This window comes from Rhodobium orientis (assembly GCF_003258835.1).
GTDB classification, from domain to species: Bacteria; Pseudomonadota; Alphaproteobacteria; order Rhizobiales; family Rhodobiaceae; genus Rhodobium; species Rhodobium orientis.
This window is the reverse complement of the sequence record NZ_NPEV01000003.1, coordinates 61311-78096: the sequence shown is the minus strand read 5'-3', so window position 1 is coordinate 78096 and position 16786 is coordinate 61311. Positions and strand designations below refer to the sequence as shown.

The following is a 16786-nucleotide window of genomic DNA, read 5'->3' as shown; positions in this document are numbered from 1 at the left end:
AGTTCAGGGCTGTTGAATATGAACTTCTCCCGGCGCGGGCCCGACCGCTGAACGCCAAGCGGGCCGGGCGCCGAAACACTTCGACAAAGCGGCGGCGCTGGAAGCGTGCGCCGCTTTGTCTCCTCCGCGAGGCCCCCAGTTTGAACTTTTCCTTCCGCGAAAACCGCAGCCGGTCGCCGCTGGCGCGCCCGGCGTCCGACCGCTTTTTCCCTGCCCGTTCGGCGTCAGTTGCCGGGGAGGCGTCGGCATGACCATGGCCGCCTCCGCCACACGGCGCTCCAACAGCGCCAACGCCGCCCCGGAATCGGCCGTGCGCACGGTGCGAAACCTTTGGCCCTATATCTGGCCGCACCGCCGCCGCGACCTGAAGCTGCGGGTGCTCGTTGCCATCGTCTTCCTGGTGATGGCCAAAATCATCACGGTGCTGGTGCCCTACAGCTACAAATGGGCGACCGACGCGCTCGGCGAGGCGGGCGGTGAGACCGCGAGCCTGCTGGCCGTGCCGGTGATGCTGGTCATCGCCTATGGCGTCGGCCGCGTCATGATGATCGGCTTCAACCAGCTCCGCGACGCGGTCTTTGCCAAGGTCGGCCAGCATGCTGTGCGCCGGCTCGCCAACGAGACCTTCGTGCACATGCACCAGCTCAGCCTGCGCTTCCACCTGCAGCGCCGCACCGGCGGCCTGTCGCGCGTCATCGAGCGCGGCATCAAGGGCATCGAGGTCATCGTCCGCTTCACCATCCTAAACACCCTGCCGACGATCCTGGAACTGACGCTGATGGCCGCCGTCATCGCCTATCAGTTCTCGGTCTCCTATGTCGGCGTCCTCGCGGTGATGGTGGCGATCTACATCTATTTCACCATCCGCGCCTCGGACTGGCGGATCGCCATCCGGCGCGAGATGAACGAGTCCGACACCGACGCCAACTCCAAGGCGATCGACTCCCTGCTCAATTTCGAAACGGTCAAGTATTTCAACAACGAGAAGCTGGAATCGGACCGCTTCGACCGGTCCATGTCGGGCTACGAGACGGCCGCGGTGAAGACGCTGACCTCGCTCGCCTGGCTGAATGCCGGCCAGTCGGTGATCTACACCACCGGCATGGTCATCTGCATGGTGCTGTCGGCGCTCGCCGTCCTTGACGGCAGCCAGACGGTCGGCGACTTCGTCATGATCAACGCCCTGTTGATCCAGCTCTTCATGCCGCTCAACTTCATCGGCACGGTCTATCGCGAGATCAAGCAGGGGCTCACCGACATCGAGGAGATGTTCAACCTCCTCGGCGTCGCCCCGGAGATTGTCGACAAGCCCGATGCCCCGGACCTGGACGTGGCCGCCGGCGCCATCCGCTTCGAGAACGTCTCGTTCCACTACGATCCGGATCGGCCGATCCTGAAGAACATCTCGTTCGAGGTGCCGCCCGGCAAGACGGTCGCCATCGTCGGCCCGTCCGGCGCCGGCAAGTCGACCATTTCCCGGCTGCTGTTCCGCTTCTATGACGTCACTGGCGGCGCCATCCGGATTGACGACCAGGACCTGCGCGATGTCCGCCAGACGAGCCTTCGGGCCGCCATCGGCATGGTCCCCCAGGACACCGTGCTGTTCAACGACACCATCAGCTACAACATCCGCTACGGCCGCGCCGACGCCACCGACGAGGAGGTGTATGAGGCCGCCAGGATGGCCCAGATCGCCGGCTTCATCGAGACCCTGCCGCGCGGCTTCGACAGCGAGGTCGGCGAGCGCGGCCTGAAGCTCTCCGGCGGCGAGAAGCAGCGCGTGGCGATCGCCCGCACCATCCTCAAGGCGCCGCCGATCCTGGTGCTCGACGAGGCGACCTCGGCGCTCGACACCCACACCGAGCGGGAAATCCAGGCAGCGCTCGACACCGTCTCGCGCGGCCGCACCAGCCTCGTCATCGCGCACCGGCTGTCGACCGTGGTCGGCGCCGACGAAATCGTCGTCCTTGAAGCGGGCGAGATCGCCGAACGGGGCACCCACGGCGCGCTCCTGGACAAGAACGGGCTCTACGCCTCCATGTGGGAGCGCCAGCGCGAAGCCGACGAGGCCGAGGAGCGGCTGCGGATCGCCCAGGAGGAGGAGTACGCCCTCGCCAAGGCCGGCGAGGACGCCGATCCAGACAGGGACCGCGACCGCGATGCGGCCCACGAGCCGGACGCCGAGCGTATCTCGCGCTGAGGAACGGGCCTTCACATCGATCCCTTGCCATGGCACACCGGAGCGTCGGCGCGGCCAAAGAAAGCCGCCCGGACCAAGGGAGCCTCGAGACCGCCCATGTCCTCGCTGATCGACACGATTTCCAAGACGCTGACGCCGATCCACCCGGAAGGCCGGCCGTTCATCGCCATTGCCGCCGCCGCGACGCTGCTGATCGGCTGGTTCGTCACGCCGATCTTCTGGATCGGTCTGTTCCTGACCGGCTGGGTCGCCTACTTCTTCCGTGATCCCCAGCGCGTCACACCCGTCGCCGAGGGCATGGTGGTCTCGCCGGCCGACGGCCGGGTCTCCTTCATCGGCCCGGCGATGCCGCCGCCGGAACTGGGCCTTTCCGACACACCGCTGACCCGCATTTCCGTCTTCATGAGCGTCTTCGACGTCCATGTGAACCGCGCCCCCGTCGGCGGGCGGCTCGCCCGCATCGCCTATAAGGGCGGCATCTTCCTCAACGCCGACCTCGACAAGGCGAGCGAGGACAACGAGCGCAACGGCCTCATCATCGAGACGGCGGCAGGCGCGCGGATCGGCGTCGTCCAGATCGCCGGTCTGGTGGCAAGGCGCATTGTTTCGTTCAAGACGGAGGGCGAGACGGTGGAAATCGGCGAGCGCTTCGGCCTCATCCGTTTCGGCTCGCGCCTCGACGTCTACCTGCCGGAGGGCGTGCGCCCGCTGGTCTCGGAAGGCCAGCGCGCCATCGCCGGCGAGACGCCGCTTGCCGACCTCACCGGCCGCACCCAGGCGCCCGTCTCAAGCCGGGTCGACTAGGATGGACTGGCTCTTTCCGCCCTTCGATCCCGGCCGCCGGCGCCGCTCCAGGCGCTACCGCTTCCGCCGCCTGCCGCTGCGGGTCATTCTTCCCAATGTGGTGACGCTGCTGGCGCTCTGTTCCGGCCTCACCGCCATCCGCATGGCGCTGGAAAGCCGCTTCGACTGGGCGATTGCCGCGATCCTGCTCGCCGCCCTTCTCGATGCCGTCGACGGCCGCGTCGCCAGGCTGCTCAAGGGCACCTCGCGCTTCGGCGCGGAACTCGACTCACTCGCCGACTTCGTCAATTTCGGCGTCGCCCCGGCGATCATCCTCTATATCTGGTTGTTGAACGAGGCGCGGGGGCTCGGCTGGATCGTCGTCCTCATCTTCGCGATTGCCGCGGCCTTGCGGCTCGCCCGCTTCAACGTCGCCCTCGACGATGCGGCCGAGCGACGGCACTGGCAGGTCGACTTCTTCGTCGGCATGCCGGCTCCGGCCGGTGCTCTGACCGTGCTGTTGCCGGTCTATCTGGCACTGCTGGACCTCGTGACCGCCGACGTCTACATCGTCGTGCCGGTGATCCTCCACATCCTCTTCACCGCCTTCATGATGGTCTCCAACCTGCCGACCTATTCCGGCAAGCGGATCGGTGCCCGGGTCCACCGCAACGTGGTGCTGCCGCTGCTGGTCGCCGTGGTGATGACGGTGGCGCTGGTCGTCTCCTATCCCTTCGTCATGCTGTCGCTCGGGGTGCTTGCCTATCTGGTGACGCTGCCCATCGCCTGGAACGACTTCCGACGGCGCATGACCCGCGACCGGGACAGGGACGCGGGCAAAGCCAACGGGTGAGGGGTCCGCATCACCCGCCCGCCTGCCAGGTCTTCACAGCATCGATCGGATAGACCAGCATCAGCACGTTGAGTGTGAGGTTGTCGCGGATGACGAGGCCGACGACGATCTCAAAGACGATGGCGAGCGCGATGGTGACCGCCACCGGCAGCCTCAGCGCCAGGTAGAAGCCGACAAACATGAACGCCACGTCGCTGACGGAGTTGATGACGCTGTCACCGAAATAGTCGAGCGAGATCGTCGCCTCGCGGTAGCGGTTGATGATTAGGTCGGAGTTCTCGAAGATCTCCCAGGCGGCCTCGATGACGATGGCGACGAGGGCGCGGGCACCAATCCGCCAGCCGGGCAGGACGAGGCCCGTCAACCAGTAGAAGATCATGCCGTGGATGATGTGCGAGGGCGTGTACCAGTCCGAAAGGTGCTGGGAGTTCTCCGAGGACATGACCACGCCGTGCCAGAGCTTCACCGTCCCGCAGGTGCAGATCGGGTTGCGGCCCATGGCAAGAAGGATCGCGGCCGTCAGCGCGACCAGGCCCGCCCCGGCGATCCAGTAAAAGCCGGCCGATCTCGTCGCGAACCATGCCTTCATCCGCGTCCTCCCAGGTTTCCAGAAAACCGCCTATAGCCGACTTGCCCCGTTACCGGAACTGTGGTGGGTTTTTCTCCGTCATTTTGCCGATGGGGAGATAGAGCGGATGGAAGGCCTTTTTTCGATCGACGCCTGGTTCACGCTGGCCATGCTGGTGCTGCTGCAGGCCGTGCTCGGCTTCGACAACCTGCTCTACATCTCCATCGAATCGAAGCGCGTGGCGCTCGACCGGCAGGCCTTCGTGCGCCGGGCCGGCATCGGCCTGGCGATCGTCCTGCGGCTGATCCTGCTCTTCGTCGTCATGCGCGCGATCGAGTATTTCCAGGAGCCGTTTGCCACCATCGACTGGCCGGGCATCGTGGAGGGGACGTTCAACGTCCACACCATGATCGTTCTCGTCGGCGGCGCCTTCATCATCTATACGGCGATGAAGGAGATCTCGCACATGCTGATCATCGAGGAGATCGGCGACCACAAGGCCCGCACGCCGCGGTCCGTCGCCAGTGCGATCACCTGGATCGTCGCCATGAACCTGGTCTTTTCCTTCGATTCGATCCTCTCGGCGCTAGCGCTCACCAAGGTGTTCTGGATCATGGCCGCGGCCATCGTCATCTCCGGCCTGATGATGATCTTCTTGGCCGATTACGTCTCCGAGTTCCTCAAGAAGAACCGCATGTACGAGGTGCTCGGCCTCTTCATCCTGTTCATCGTCGGCGTCATGCTCTTGTCGGAGGGCGGCCATCTCGGCCACCTGCACCTCTTCGGCTATGTCGTCGAGCCGATGGCCAAGTCGACCTTCTACTTCGTCATCGGCGTCATGGTCGTCATCGACATCGTCCAGTCGCGCTACCAGAAGAAGCTGCGCATGCAGGCCGACATCGAGCGCGGCAAGCCGGTCGAGCCGGCCTGAGCGGGGAGGGGCGATGGTGGAGATACGACGGGACCCGCTGGAAGGCCCGGAGATCCTGAAACTCCTGGCCGACCACATGGCCTTTGCCGTGGCAACGACGCCCGTCGAGGCCAGGCACGCCCTCGACGTGGAAAAGTTGAGAGACCCCTCGATCACCTTCTGGAGCATGTGGGAGGGGGATGATCTCCTCGGCTGCGGGGCGCTCCGCGAACTCGATGCCGAACACGGCGAGGTCAAGTCCATGCACACGGTGAAGAGACACCGGGGCCGGGGGCTGGCGAAAAAGATGCTCGGCCACATCATCGCCGAAGCCAGAACCCGCGGCTACCGCCACCTCAGCCTTGAGACCGGCTCCTTCGAAGCCTTCGCCCCGGCCGTCGCGCTCTACCGCAGCGCCGGCTTCACCGACCGCGACGCCTTCGGGGACTACAAGGCGGGTCCGCTGACGGTGTTTCTGACGCTGGAGCTGTAGGAAGTCTGGATTGCTTCGCTCCGCTCGCAATGACGGTTTTCTCAATCCTTTCAACGTCATTGCGAGGAGGCCGTAAGGCCGACGCGGCAATCCAGTCCTCTGGGAACAAACCGAAAGACCCCGGACGCGGACGCCCGGGGTCTCCTCGTGCCTTTTGTCACCGATTGTCGAGCTGCGCCCTGACGGTACGAATGCCGAGCGGCGAGATCTCGTAGGGCTTGCCGCCCCTGGAGAGGATCAGGCGCCGCTTCTTCAGCCGGCGGAAGGTGTCGAGCTTGCAGTCGGCAAGGCGCCAGCCGTCGCGGTTGAGGCAGTCGACGTCGACGATCTTCTTGGCGTCGTCGTCGCGTATGACGCGGATCAGGCCGCCCTGGGCGAGGGCGTGCAGGATCCGCTGTTCGGTCCTTGAAATGTTCATCGGAAAAGATCCCGTAAGGCATATGCCTCACGCGTGTTCCCCGAACCGAAGGCTCGCTTGCGAATGGGCTATGGAGTTCGGGAAAGGACACGCGCCCTCTAAGAGCACGGCCGGCGCCGGGATCGCTCGAAAAAGACATGCGAAAGCCCCGGGGCGCTTACCGGTTGGATGGACGGATCAGGATCGGGAGATCGGAAAAAAGCCCACGAAAAACCCGTCGGTCCGGCCGGATGCCGTGCCGTTTTGGAAAATCCCCCGCCGCGCTTTCGGGCGGGGTCTTACCGGGCTGTTGTGTCGAGGCGCATAAAAGCTCCGATGGGAATGGCCGCTGAAATACGCCTGCCGGTTGCGCCGGTCAAGCGTCGTTCTTTCCCACCGGGCCGCATTGCGCTAAAGGAAAGCGAGATACCCACCGAACGACTCTGAGCAAGGCCCGGCAATGACCCTCGTCGATACCCGCAACACCAATCCGAAGAACCTGGTCAAGGGCGCCACCGGCGACTGGGAAATCATCATCGGCCTGGAAGTCCATGCCCAGGTGCAGTCCGAGGCGAAGCTGTTTTCCGGCTCGTCGACCGAGTTCGGCGCCAGCCCCAACGACCACGTCTCGCTGGTCGATGCGGCGATGCCCGGCATGCTGCCGGTGATCAACGAGGAATGCGTCAAGCAGGCGATCCGCACCGGCCTCGGCCTGAAGGCCGAGATCAACAACAAGAGCGTCTTCGACCGCAAGAACTACTTCTATCCGGACCTGCCCCAGGGCTACCAGATCTCCCAGTTCAAGCAGCCGATCGTCGGCGAGGGCGAGGTCATCCTGGAGTTGGGGGACGGCGAGGAGATCCGCATCGGCATCGAGCGCCTGCACCTGGAACAGGACGCCGGCAAGTCGATCCACGATCTGCATCCGACCAAGTCTTATGTCGACCTCAACCGGTCCGGCGTGGCGCTGATGGAGATCGTCTCCAAGCCCGACATGCGCTCCTCCGACGAGGCCAAGGCCTACATCTCCAAGCTGCGCACCATTCTGCGCTATATCGGCTCGTCCGACGCCGACATGGAAAAGGGAAACCTGCGCGCCGACGTCAACGTCTCGGTGCGCCGGCCGGGCGAGGGCTTCGGCACCCGCTGCGAGATCAAAAACGTCAACTCCATGCGCTTTGCCGGCCAGGCGATCGAATACGAGGCGCGCCGCCAGATCGGCATCCTGGAGGACGGCGGCACAATCGACCAGGAAACCCGCCTGTTCGATCCGGCAAAGGGCGAGACCCGCTCCATGCGCTCCAAGGAGGAGGCGCACGACTACCGCTACTTCCCGGACCCGGACCTGTTGCCGCTGGAGTTCGACGACGCCTATGTGGAGGCCCTGAAGGTCGGCCTGCCGGAGCTGCCGGACGACAAGCGCGCCCGCTTCATCGCCGACTACGGGCTGTCGCCCTATGACGCCGACATCCTCGTCGTCGACCGGGAATCGGCGGACTTCTTCGAGAAGGTCGCCAAGGGCCGCGACGCCAAGCAGGCCGCCAACTGGGTGATCAACGAGCTCTTCGGCCGCCTCAATAAGGAAGGCCGGGATATTTCCGCGAGCCCGGTCTCGGCCGAGCAGGTCGGCGGCGTCATCGACCTCGTCCAGGACGGCACCATCTCCGGCAAGATCGCCAAGGACGTCTTTGAGATCGTCTGGGCCGAGGGCGGCGATCCGGCCGAGATCGTCGAGAAACGCGGCATGAAGCAGGTCACCGACCTCGGCGCCATCGAGAAGGTCGTCGACGAGGTGATCGCCGCCAATCCCGAAAAGGTCGAGCAGGCCCGCGAAAAGCCGGGCCTCGTCGGCTGGTTTGTCGGCCAGGTGATGAAGGCGTCCGGCGGCAAGGCCAACCCGCAGGCCGTCAACGACCTGCTGAAGAAGAAGATCGGCATCGACTGATCGGCCCGGAGCCGGCCGTTGGTCGGCCCCGCGGTCGGCATTTTGCGCGCGTGACGGCACGACCCGCCGCGGCGGCGCAGCGGTTGTGTTCTGCATTGCCACCGAAACCTTGCGGTAATCCTCTATGTTGGTGGCGGCTCACTAGGTATTTTTCCCAGGACCTAATTTTTTGGGGGGCGCGGCGGCCCGCCGCACGCCCCTTTTGCCCTGTTGCAGCGCGTTTCCGCGGAATTTCGGATTCCGTCACCCTGTTGTAATGAAACCGGATTTCACTATATGGCGCTGCAACAATTTAGCTCGCGAAAAATCGGAACCAAATCCCCGTTTCGACGTTATACGGGCACGTCGTTTCGTGTTTTCGCCGCATTTTTGACACTAGGCTAGTGGCTGCAAGGGGCCTTCAACCCCTGCTTGGGCGAAATTTAGTCGGGGGTGTTACTGATGGACCGTCGCCGGTTCCTGCAGTCCAGCGTTAGTTTTTTGAGTTTGGCCGGAGGCGTGTCCCTTCCGCTTTCGCGCGCTTTTGCGGCCACCACCAGGCCGGAGGCGGGCGAGGCCTTCTCGTTCGATATCCTGACCGAGCGCATGCGTGCCAAGGCCAAGGAGGCATGGCAAAAGCCGGAATCGCCGCTGCCGGAAAAGGTGCAATCGCTCACCTATGACCAGCACCGCGCGATCCGTTTCCGTCCCGACCATTCCCTGTGGCGCGACACCGGCGCGCGCTACCAGCTCCAGGCGTTCCATCCTGGCTGGTTGTTCAAGCAGCCGGTGACGATCTACGAGGTGCGCGACGACCGCGCCGATCCGGTCGCCTTCACCGGCCACGATTTCCGCTACGACGCGCCGCTCGACGAGACCGAATTCGACGATTTCGAGATGCCGGGCGTGGCCGGTTTCCGCCTGCACTATCCGCTGAAGCGTCCGGACTATATGGACGAGGTGGTCGCGTTCCTCGGCGCCAGCTATTTCCGCGCCCTCGGCCGGCAGTCGGTCTATGGCCTGTCGTCCCGCGGCCTTGCCATCGATACGGCATCGTCCGAGCCGGAGGAGTTTCCGGCCTTCACCGCGTTCTACATCGCCCCGCCGGGCGTCGACGAGCGCACCATCCGCCTGTGGGCGAGCCTTGAGAGCCCGCGCGTCACCGGCGCCTATGCTTTCGAGATCACGCCGGGCGACGAAACCGTTGTCGACGTCACGGCACGACTCTTTTTCCGGAACCGGATCGACCGTTTGGGTGTTGCCCCCCTGACGAGTATGTATCTGTTCGGGGAAAACGACGACCGTGGCTTCGACGACTACCGCCCCGAAGTGCATGACAGCGACACGCTGGTCATCCTCAACGGCAATGACGAGCAGGCGGTCCGGCCGCTGCGCAATCCGGGCTCGCTGCGGGTCAGCTTCTTCCGCGTCGCCAATCCCAAGGGTTTTGGCCTCGCCCAGCGCGACCGCGAATTCGGCAACTACCAGGACCTTGAGGCGCATTACGAACGGCGCCCGACGGCCTGGATCGAGCCGCTCAACGACTGGGGGCAGGGCCGCGTGGTCCTGGCCGAAATCCCCAGCGACAGCGAGACCAACGACAACATCGTCGCCTTCTGGCAGCCGGCTAAGGAGCCGGAAGCGGGCGACGAGAGGGAATACCGCTACCGCATGCGCTGGGGCGACCGCTCCGGCAGCACCGACCTTGCCGAGGTCATCGCGACCCACACCGGTCACGGCGGCGTCGCGGGCCTCGAGATCGATCCGGAGATGCGCAAGTTCGTCGTCGATTTCCGCGGCGGTGTGCTTTCCAACCTGCCGAAGGATGCGGCCGTCAAGCCGCATCTGGAGGCCTCGAACGCGGAGATCGTCTCCACGGTCGTGCAGCGGATGCCGCATGAAGATTGCTGGCGCCTCATCGCCGATGTGCGCCGCTCCAGCGACGATCCGGTCGAATTACGTGCCTATCTAACCTTCGAGGACGCTCGTTTGAGCGAAACCTGGCTGTACCAATGGAGTGTAGAATGACCCTTCTGGAGATTGACACCCCGCCCGCTACCGATGCCGCCCGTTTTCCCGACGCGGCAGAGCGGACCGAAACCGTTGCCTATGGCGTCTGGCTGACGCGGCTCGGCCGCGGCGACCTGGAGCCGTCCGCTGCCCCGGAGATGATCCACGACGCGGCCGGCCGTCTCGGCCTGCAGGACGTCGACGCCTATGCGGTGGCGACGGACACCGCCGAGCGGGGCACCATCACGGCCATCGAGGCGGCTCTCGACATGCCGCCGCCCCGTGCGCCGATGGTGATGCCCGCCCAGGAACTCGGCTGGCAGCCGCGGGAGATTTCCGTCCCGGTGCTTTCCTGGCGCCGTATCCGGGTGCGCGCCCGCTAAGGCGCGCATCTCCCATCCAGATATCAGGACCTCAGGACCGTGCGCGCCCCGTTCCAGCCGACGCCCGAACCCTTATCGATCCACATCCGTCGCCTCGGCGCGGTCGTGCTGACCGTCGTCCTGACGGCGATCGCCATGGGGTTGTTCCTCGACGTCGTCGCCTCCGACGGGTTTGACGCGCTCGATGCCGTGCGCGTCGTGCTCCTGGCGGCGACCACCGGCTGGCTCGCCTGGGGCGCCTGTACCGCCGTCCTCGGCCTCATCTTCCCGATGGAGCCGCGCGGCACGGCGGACGACTGGGGCGGCCCCGCCCAGCGCGTGGCCGTATTGATGCCCGTCTACAATGAGGACGCCTCGGCGGTCTTTGCCAACGTCCTTGCCATGTATGAGGAAATCCAGGCGAGCGGGCATGGCGATGCGTTCGATTTCCACATCCTGTCCGACAGCACCAACGAGCAGCGCGCGGAAGAGGAAAAGCGGCTCTATCGCGACGTTCTGACCCGCTTCGGTGCCGGCAACCGCATCTTCTATCGCCGCCGCACGGAAAATACCGGCCGCAAGGCCGGCAACATCAAGTCGTTCGTCACCACCTCCGGCGGCGCCTACGGATCCATGCTGGTGCTCGACGCCGACAGCGTGATGAGCGCGCAGACCATCCTGGAAATGGTCCGGCGCATGGACGCCGACCCCAAGCTCGGCCTGTTGCAGACCCTGCCGGTGGTCACCGGCCAGTCGTCGCTATTCGGCCGTGCGCTGCAGTTCTCCGCCGCCCTTTACGCGCCGATCTTCACTCGGGGCATTGCTGCCCTGCAGGGCCGCCAGGGCCCGTTCTGGGGCCACAATGCGCTGATCCGCATCGAGGCCTTCGCCGGCTCCTGCGGCCTGCCGACCCTGCCGGGAAAACCGCCCTTCGGCGGCGACGTCCTGAGCCACGACTTCGTCGAGGCCGCGCTGCTCGCCCGCAACAGCTGGAAGGTGCGGGTCGATCCGGATCTCGGCGGCTCCTACGAGGAAGCGCCGGCCAACCTCCTGGAATACGCCAAGCGCGACCGCCGCTGGTGCCAGGGAAATCTGCAGCATTCCAAGATCATCGGCACGCCGGGCATGCCCTATTGGAGCCGCACCTCGCTCGTGCAGGGGATCTTGTCCTATCTCGCCTCGCCGATGTGGGCGCTGTTCCTGATCGCCAGCCTGATGGCCGTCATTGTCGCCCCCGCACCGGTCTATTTCCCGATCGAGGGCAGCGGCCAGCCCGTGTTCCCACAGCCGGAGCGCAACAAGGCGATCATCCTGGTGCTCGGCATCGTCGCCCTCCTGGTGCTGCCGAAGGCGCTGATCGTCTGGCGCGGCCTCGTCCAGGAGAATCTGAGGCCGTTCGGCGGCAAGGCGGCGATGGTCTCCAGCGCCGTCATCGAACTGGTGCTGTCCAGCATCGTCGCGCCCATCAACATGATGTTCCAGACCCGCTCGGTGCTGCAGGTGCTCAGCGGCCGCGACAGCGGCTGGCCGGCGGCAAACCGCTCGGACGGCTCGGTCGGCCTGTGGACCGGGCTGAAAGCCACCTGGTGGATGATGCTGACCGGCATCGCCGCGATGACCGTCGCCTGGTTCTTCGCCCCGAAACTGCTGGTCTGGCTGTGGCCGGTGACGGTGCCGCTGATTCTCGCCCCCGCCGTCATTTCGCTCACCGCCGCACCGGCCGTCGGACGCGCCGCCGCCGGGGGCCGCGTGCTGCTGACCCCGGCCGAGACCGAGCCTGAAACCGTTCTCGGTCGCGCCCGGGCCCTGCACCAGGTGCTGGCCGGCGCCGGCCCGCTCTCCGACGACGCCGCGAAAGGCGCTCCCGCAAGGGTGATGGAGGAAACGGCCGCCTGAGGCTGGAAATGTCATCGTCCCCCGCTATCCTCTGCCGCTGAACGCGCTGCAACAGCGTGCCCGGCGACAGGCCGGAGTGAAGGAAAAGAGGGACCATGCAGCAGACAACACCGATCGAGCTTTTCTACTGGCCGACGCCGAACGGATGGAAGATTTCCATCATGCTGGAAGAGCTCGGTACTCCCTACAACCTGAACATGATCAATATCGGCCAGGGCGACCAGTTCAAGCCGGAGTTCCTGGCGATCTCGCCGAACAACCGCATGCCGGCGATCATCGATCCGGAAGGCCCGGACGGGTCGCCGATCTCGGTCTTTGAGTCCGGCGCCATCCTCCTTTATCTCGGCCGCAAGTTCGGCAAGTTCTACCCCGCCGACGAGCGCGGCCGGGTTGAGGTCGAACAGTGGCTGATGTGGCAGATGGGCGGGCTCGGACCGATGGCCGGCCAGGCCCACCATTTCCGCCAGTACGCGCCGGAAAAGGTCCCCTACGCCATCGACCGCTACACCAACGAGGTCAACCGGCTCTACGGCGTCATCAACAAGCGCCTTGCCGACCGGGAGTACCTCGCCGGCGACTATTCCATCGCCGACATGGCGTCAATCGGCTGGATCCGGCCCTATGAGAACCAGGGCCAGGACATTGCCGACTTCCCGCACCTGAAGCGCTGGTTCGAGGCGATGAACGCCCGCCCTGCGGTGCAGCGCGGCTTCGAGGTCGGCAAGGCGGAGCGCGAGAAGTTCAACCTCTCCGCCGATAAGGGCGCCCAGTCCGTGCTGTTCGGCCAGCGCGCGCGGGACTGAGCCGGGCCCAACGCCAACAAAAAAGGAGCGGCGTGTGGCGCCGCTCCTTGTCCTTCTGCAGTCGTTTTCCTTGATCAGGAGCCGTTGACCCGCTGCCAGTATTCGTCCTGGCAGATCGACGGCGCCTTCTTCAGGCAGGCGGTCAGCTTCATCCGGCCGTCGCCGACAAGCGTGATGGTCGGCGCCATCCTGAGGCCGTGCTTGGGATGGTAGGCGCGGCCCTTCCACTCGTTCGGACCGGTCTTGACGACCTTGCGCATGATCCGCGTGCCGAGGAGCTTGCGGTCGCGGCGATCCGGGTTCGGGTGGTTGACGTCGCGCACCTGAGGCCCCGGAACGCCGTCCTGGGCATCCATTTCCACGATGTCGCCGCAGATGCCGGTGGCGCAGGGGACGACCTCCACGGTGGCGCCGTGCGGCGTCTTCCAGAAGCCGAGGATAGCGTCTCCGCCCTGTTGCGCGAGCGCCGGGGAGAGCGAGAGCGCGCCGAAAAGAGTGCCGGCGGCAACAAGGGCGGTGGAGGCGGTGCGTGCGATCATGTCGTTGATCTCCCGAAAGGAAAGAAAGCGCTCTGCGGGCAATGGCCCGCCGTTCTGTTGATCCGGACCCTAGGGGCCGGGCAATGAACCGGGCATGAACCGCATGATCAGCTTTCTTGCAGACGAAACTGTGGCGGAAACGGCAAGGTTCTCCGGCCGATCCCGGCGAGAAAAGACGCACTCGCCCGCGGGTTTCATTGGTCGATGTTTAACAGTCGGTTTCAGGTATCGGTCGAATTGAATCTGCGGGACCTTGAGTCCTTTCGGCTTTCCGGCGATTCAATCTGAATCCTCCGTAAATTTTACAAAGAATTTTAGGTTTGTTTTTCAAAAATTAAGCTCAAAGCTTAACCCGTGATTCAAGGGCCTTGGGCACACTCATCCCATCAAACGCGGGCAGAAGCCCAATAGAAGCGACATCGAGAACAGATGAAACGGGAGTAGTGTTCGATGGCTCGATTTGAAATCAACAGTGCCGACCTTGCCGCGATGGGTCACGACGATGCCAGCGGCGACATCTTCTTCCGCCTCGGCATGATGTGCTCCATCGGCCGCGAGGCCGAGCCGGATCTCGTCTCCGCCCACAAGTGGTTCAACCTGGCGGCCATGAAGGGCAAGCGCGAGGCGGTGCAGTATCGCCAGGAAGTCGCCGGCGAACTGTCGGCCGCCGAGATCGCCGACGCCCAGCGCTCCGCCCGCGAATGGCTGCGCACGCACTAGCGTATTCCCGAACCGAAGGTCCGCGTCAGCGAAACGTGGAAACCGGTTTTCGGACAAGAATACGGGCCTAAACAACACGCGACGAGGGCGCCCGCCTTGCCGGCGAACGCCCCCTTGTCGTGGTAGCACTTGCTGCGGCGAGCGATCAGACGGCCGGCATCCGGTCGATGATCTTGTCGAGCGTGACCGGATAGTCGCGCACGCGCACGCCGGTGGCGTTATAGACCGCATTGGCGACCGCAGCGGCAACGCCGCACAGCCCCAGTTCGCCGACGCCCTTCGCCTTCAGCGGCGACGATATCTCGTCGACCGTGTCCAGGAAGATCACTTCCTGCTCGGGGATGTCCGCATGGACGGCGACCTCGTAGCCGGCAAGGTCGTGGTTGGCGAACATGCCGCGACCCGTATCCAGCGCCATTTCCTCAGACAGCGCCGCGCCGACGCCCATGGTCATGCCGCCGATCACCTGGCTGCGCGCCGTGATCGGATTGAGGATGCGTCCCGAATCGGCGACCGCCACCATGCGGCGTACGCGGATCTCGCCGCTGCCGCGATGGACAGCGACCTCGACGAAATGGGCGCCGAAGGTGGCGAGCTTGTACCCCTTCTTGAAATCACCGAATTTCATCGTGTCCTCGGCAACGATCTCGCCGTCGAGGTCGGCGAGCGCCGTGTCGCTGTCGCCGGCGATGACCCGGCCGTCACGGAACTCCGGATCCTCGACCTTCAGCCGCTCCGCGATCTTCTCGCGCAGCGCCAGGCACGCCGCATAGACGCCGGCGGTGGAACTGGCCGCGCCGAACTGGCCGCCGGAGCCGGACGAGACCGGATAGGCGCTGTTGCCGAGGCGCATGTCCACATCCTCGACCGTCAGCCCCATCACTTCCGCCGCCGTCTGGGCAAGGATGGTGTAGGAGCCGGTGCCGATATCGGTCATGTCCGTCTCGACGATGAGTTTACCGCCCGACAGCCGCACCCGTGCGCCGGAATTCAGCGTCGGCGCGCCGCGATAGGCCCCGGCCATGCCGTGGCCGATCAGCCACTGGCCCTCGCGCTTGCCGGCCGGTGTCCGGTTGCGGTCGTTCCAGCCGAAGGCCTCCGCGCCGCGCTTCAGGCATTCCACGAAATGCCGCTCGGAGAATGGCTGGTCCGGGTCGGACGGATTGACCTGCGTGTCGTTGAGGATGCGGAACTCGACCGGGTCCATCTCCAGCGCCTCGGCCATCTCGTCCATGGCGACTTCCAGCGCCATCAGGCCGGAGGCCTCGCCGGGCGCGCGCATGTCTGAGGCTTCCGGCAGCGACATCTCGATGATGTGGTGCTGCACCCGGCGGTTGGGCGCGGCATAGAAGAACGGCGTCTGCGCCGTTGCGTTCTCGCCGCGCCCGCCCGGCAGGGAGTGGGAGGCCGCCTCGTGCCAGATGCCGGTCAGCTTGCCGTCCGCTCCGGCGGCGAGCCGGATGCGCTGGACGGTGGCGGACCGGTGGGTGGTGTTGTTCATCATGAACGGCCGCGGCAGCGCCAGCTTGACTGGCGCCTTTGCGGCGCGTGAGCCGATGGCCGCCAAAACCTCGTCGGCGCGCAGCCACAGCTTGCCGCCGAAGCCGCCGCCGATATAGGGGCTCTCCACGCGGATGGTGTCCGGGTCTATGTCGAAATTCGTGGCCAGCGACTGCCGGTTCCACTCGATCATCTGGTTCGAGGTCCACACGGTCATCTCGCCGCCGTCCGACCAGTCGACGATCGCCGCGTGCGGCTCCATCATCGCGTGGGTCTGGGACGGCGTGCGATACTTCTGGTCGACCACGGCCGCGGCACTTCGGAAGGCCCCTTCCACGTCGCCGACGAGGGTGCCGGGCTCGCCCGACCCTTCGACGCGCTCAAAGGCCGCGTCGAGGTCGAAGTCGGCGGGCTCGCCTTCCTCATACTCGGTCTCGATGAGGGCGGCGGCGGCACGTGCCTGTTCGAACGTGTCGGCAACGACGACCGCGATCGCCTGGTGGTAGTGCTCCACCTTATCGCCGCCGAAGAGGCGGGCGACGTTGTAGTTCCAGATGCCGAGCGGCTCGATGTCCAGGGTCGTCACCACCGCGCGCACGCCGGGCGACGCCTTGGCGGCTTCCGTCTCCATGCTGACGATGCGCCCGTGCGAGATCGCGCTGCCGACCGGATAGCCGTAGAGCTGGTTCGCCACCACGTCGTGCCGTTCATAGGCGTAAGGCGCGGTGCCGGTGACCTTCAGCGGTCCGTCGATCCGGTTGAGCGGCTTGCCGACCACGCGGGCATTGTCGAAGAGGTTGTTTCCTGCCGGTTGATTGAATTCCATGG

15 protein-coding genes are annotated in these 16786 nt (G+C 65.3%); 11 read left to right on the top strand and 4 right to left on the bottom strand.

Translation table 11 applies throughout. The features are described from left to right. Nucleotides 1-253: 253 nt before the first annotated feature. From CH339_RS02605 to pssA, 3 genes are all read left to right on the top strand, one after another. A complete protein-coding gene (locus CH339_RS02605) occupies nucleotides 254-2200 on the top strand; it encodes an ABCB family ABC transporter ATP-binding protein/permease (RefSeq protein ID WP_201240995.1) in 1947 nt (648 codons plus the stop codon). A 96-nt stretch (nucleotides 2201-2296) separates the two neighbouring features. Further along, on the top strand, nucleotides 2297-3004 hold the full coding sequence (locus CH339_RS02600) for a phosphatidylserine decarboxylase (RefSeq protein WP_111432718.1): 708 nt from the start codon (nucleotides 2297-2299) through the stop codon (nucleotides 3002-3004). Between the two features lies 1 nt (nucleotide 3005). After that, nucleotides 3006-3836 carry a CDP-diacylglycerol--serine O-phosphatidyltransferase gene (gene pssA / locus CH339_RS02595; RefSeq protein WP_111432717.1) on the top strand — a complete coding sequence of 277 codons (831 nt, stop codon included), beginning with the start codon at nucleotides 3006-3008 and terminating at the stop codon, nucleotides 3834-3836. A gap of 10 nt (nucleotides 3837-3846) precedes the next feature. Here the strand turns inward: pssA and CH339_RS02590 are convergent, their stop codons facing one another. Beyond that, on the bottom strand, nucleotides 3847-4425 hold the full coding sequence (locus tag CH339_RS02590) for a DUF2585 domain-containing protein (protein WP_111432716.1): 579 nt from the start codon (nucleotides 4423-4425) through the stop codon (nucleotides 3847-3849). Nucleotides 4426-4531: 106 nt separating this feature from the next. Between CH339_RS02590 and CH339_RS02585 the strand changes: the two genes are divergently transcribed. Together CH339_RS02585 and CH339_RS02580 are read left to right on the top strand one after the other, a co-directional pair. After that, on the top strand, nucleotides 4532-5335 hold the full coding sequence (locus CH339_RS02585) for a TerC family protein (RefSeq protein ID WP_201240980.1): 804 nt from the start codon (nucleotides 4532-4534) through the stop codon (nucleotides 5333-5335). Nucleotides 5336-5348: 13 nt separating this feature from the next. Then, entirely contained in the window at nucleotides 5349-5807 is a 459-nt protein-coding gene (locus tag CH339_RS02580; protein ID WP_111432715.1) for a GNAT family N-acetyltransferase, read from the top strand. 157 nt (nucleotides 5808-5964) lie between these two features. Here the strand turns inward: CH339_RS02580 and CH339_RS02575 are convergent, their stop codons facing one another. Beyond that, nucleotides 5965-6225: a YjhX family toxin gene (locus CH339_RS02575; protein ID WP_111432714.1), complete on the bottom strand. Its 261-nt coding sequence runs from the start codon at nucleotides 6223-6225 to the stop codon at nucleotides 5965-5967. A gap of 439 nt (nucleotides 6226-6664) precedes the next feature. On the opposite strand from CH339_RS02575, the gene gatB reads away from it, so the two are divergent. The 5 genes from gatB to CH339_RS02550 all read left to right on the top strand — a co-directional run bounded on the left by gatB (nucleotide 6665) and on the right by CH339_RS02550 (nucleotide 13199). After that, nucleotides 6665-8149 carry an Asp-tRNA(Asn)/Glu-tRNA(Gln) amidotransferase subunit GatB gene (gatB, locus tag CH339_RS02570; RefSeq protein ID WP_111432713.1) on the top strand — a complete coding sequence of 495 codons (1485 nt, stop codon included), beginning with the start codon at nucleotides 6665-6667 and terminating at the stop codon, nucleotides 8147-8149. A 498-nt stretch (nucleotides 8150-8647) separates the two neighbouring features. Continuing rightward, nucleotides 8648-10156, top strand: coding sequence for an OpgD/OpgG family glucan biosynthesis protein (locus CH339_RS02565; protein WP_245408091.1), 1509 nt, complete (start codon nucleotides 8648-8650; stop codon nucleotides 10154-10156). Beyond that, the gene (locus CH339_RS02560; RefSeq protein WP_111432711.1) at nucleotides 10153-10521 is read left to right on the top strand and encodes a hypothetical protein; all 369 of its coding nucleotides are present in this window, start codon (nucleotides 10153-10155) and stop codon (nucleotides 10519-10521) included. The genes CH339_RS02565 and CH339_RS02560 overlap by 4 nt, the downstream gene beginning before the upstream one ends. Nucleotides 10522-10560: 39 nt before the next feature. Next, nucleotides 10561-12396, top strand: a complete 1836-nt coding sequence (gene mdoH, locus CH339_RS02555) for a glucans biosynthesis glucosyltransferase MdoH (RefSeq protein WP_111432710.1) — start codon at nucleotides 10561-10563, stop codon at nucleotides 12394-12396. 95 nt (nucleotides 12397-12491) lie between these two features. Next, a complete protein-coding gene (locus CH339_RS02550; RefSeq protein WP_111432709.1) occupies nucleotides 12492-13199 on the top strand; it encodes a glutathione binding-like protein in 708 nt (235 codons plus the stop codon). Between the two features lie 74 nt (nucleotides 13200-13273). On the opposite strand, the gene CH339_RS02545 is transcribed toward CH339_RS02550, so the two are convergent. Beyond that, nucleotides 13274-13738, bottom strand: coding sequence for a DUF2147 domain-containing protein (locus tag CH339_RS02545; RefSeq protein WP_111432708.1), 465 nt, complete (start codon nucleotides 13736-13738; stop codon nucleotides 13274-13276). Between the two features lie 450 nt (nucleotides 13739-14188). Here CH339_RS02545 and CH339_RS02540 point away from each other — a divergent pair, with 450 nt between their 5' ends. Next, nucleotides 14189-14458, top strand: a complete 270-nt coding sequence (locus CH339_RS02540) for a hypothetical protein (RefSeq protein WP_184443369.1) — start codon at nucleotides 14189-14191, stop codon at nucleotides 14456-14458. Between the two features lie 145 nt (nucleotides 14459-14603). Here the strand turns inward: CH339_RS02540 and paoC are convergent, their stop codons facing one another. Then, nucleotides 14604-16784, bottom strand: coding sequence for an aldehyde oxidoreductase molybdenum-binding subunit PaoC (paoC, locus tag CH339_RS02535; RefSeq protein WP_111432706.1), 2181 nt, complete (start codon nucleotides 16782-16784; stop codon nucleotides 14604-14606). Between the last annotated feature and the right edge of the window lie 2 nt (nucleotides 16785-16786).

What these genes read in the sequence shown, in the direction of transcription:
- CH339_RS02605 (WP_201240995.1), top strand. Translation starts at nt 254, where the DNA reads ATGGCCGCCTCCGCCACACGGCGCTCCAACAGCGCCAACGCCGCCCCG.
- CH339_RS02600 (WP_111432718.1), top strand. Translation starts at nt 2,297, where the DNA reads ATGTCCTCGCTGATCGACACGATTTCCAAGACGCTGACGCCGATCCAC.
- pssA (WP_111432717.1), top strand. Translation starts at nt 3,006, where the DNA reads ATGGACTGGCTCTTTCCGCCCTTCGATCCCGGCCGCCGGCGCCGCTCC.
- CH339_RS02590 (WP_111432716.1), bottom strand. Translation starts at nt 4,425, where the DNA reads ATGAAGGCATGGTTCGCGACGAGATCGGCCGGCTTTTACTGGATCGCC.
- CH339_RS02585 (WP_201240980.1), top strand. Translation starts at nt 4,532, where the DNA reads ATGGAAGGCCTTTTTTCGATCGACGCCTGGTTCACGCTGGCCATGCTG.
- CH339_RS02580 (WP_111432715.1), top strand. Translation starts at nt 5,349, where the DNA reads ATGGTGGAGATACGACGGGACCCGCTGGAAGGCCCGGAGATCCTGAAA.
- CH339_RS02575 (WP_111432714.1), bottom strand. Translation starts at nt 6,225, where the DNA reads ATGAACATTTCAAGGACCGAACAGCGGATCCTGCACGCCCTCGCCCAG.
- gatB (WP_111432713.1), top strand. Translation starts at nt 6,665, where the DNA reads ATGACCCTCGTCGATACCCGCAACACCAATCCGAAGAACCTGGTCAAG.
- CH339_RS02560 (WP_111432711.1), top strand. Translation starts at nt 10,153, where the DNA reads ATGACCCTTCTGGAGATTGACACCCCGCCCGCTACCGATGCCGCCCGT.
- CH339_RS02550 (WP_111432709.1), top strand. Translation starts at nt 12,492, where the DNA reads ATGCAGCAGACAACACCGATCGAGCTTTTCTACTGGCCGACGCCGAAC.
- CH339_RS02545 (WP_111432708.1), bottom strand. Translation starts at nt 13,738, where the DNA reads ATGATCGCACGCACCGCCTCCACCGCCCTTGTTGCCGCCGGCACTCTT.
- CH339_RS02540 (WP_184443369.1), top strand. Translation starts at nt 14,189, where the DNA reads ATGGCTCGATTTGAAATCAACAGTGCCGACCTTGCCGCGATGGGTCAC.
- paoC (WP_111432706.1), bottom strand. Translation starts at nt 16,784, where the DNA reads ATGGAATTCAATCAACCGGCAGGAAACAACCTCTTCGACAATGCCCGC.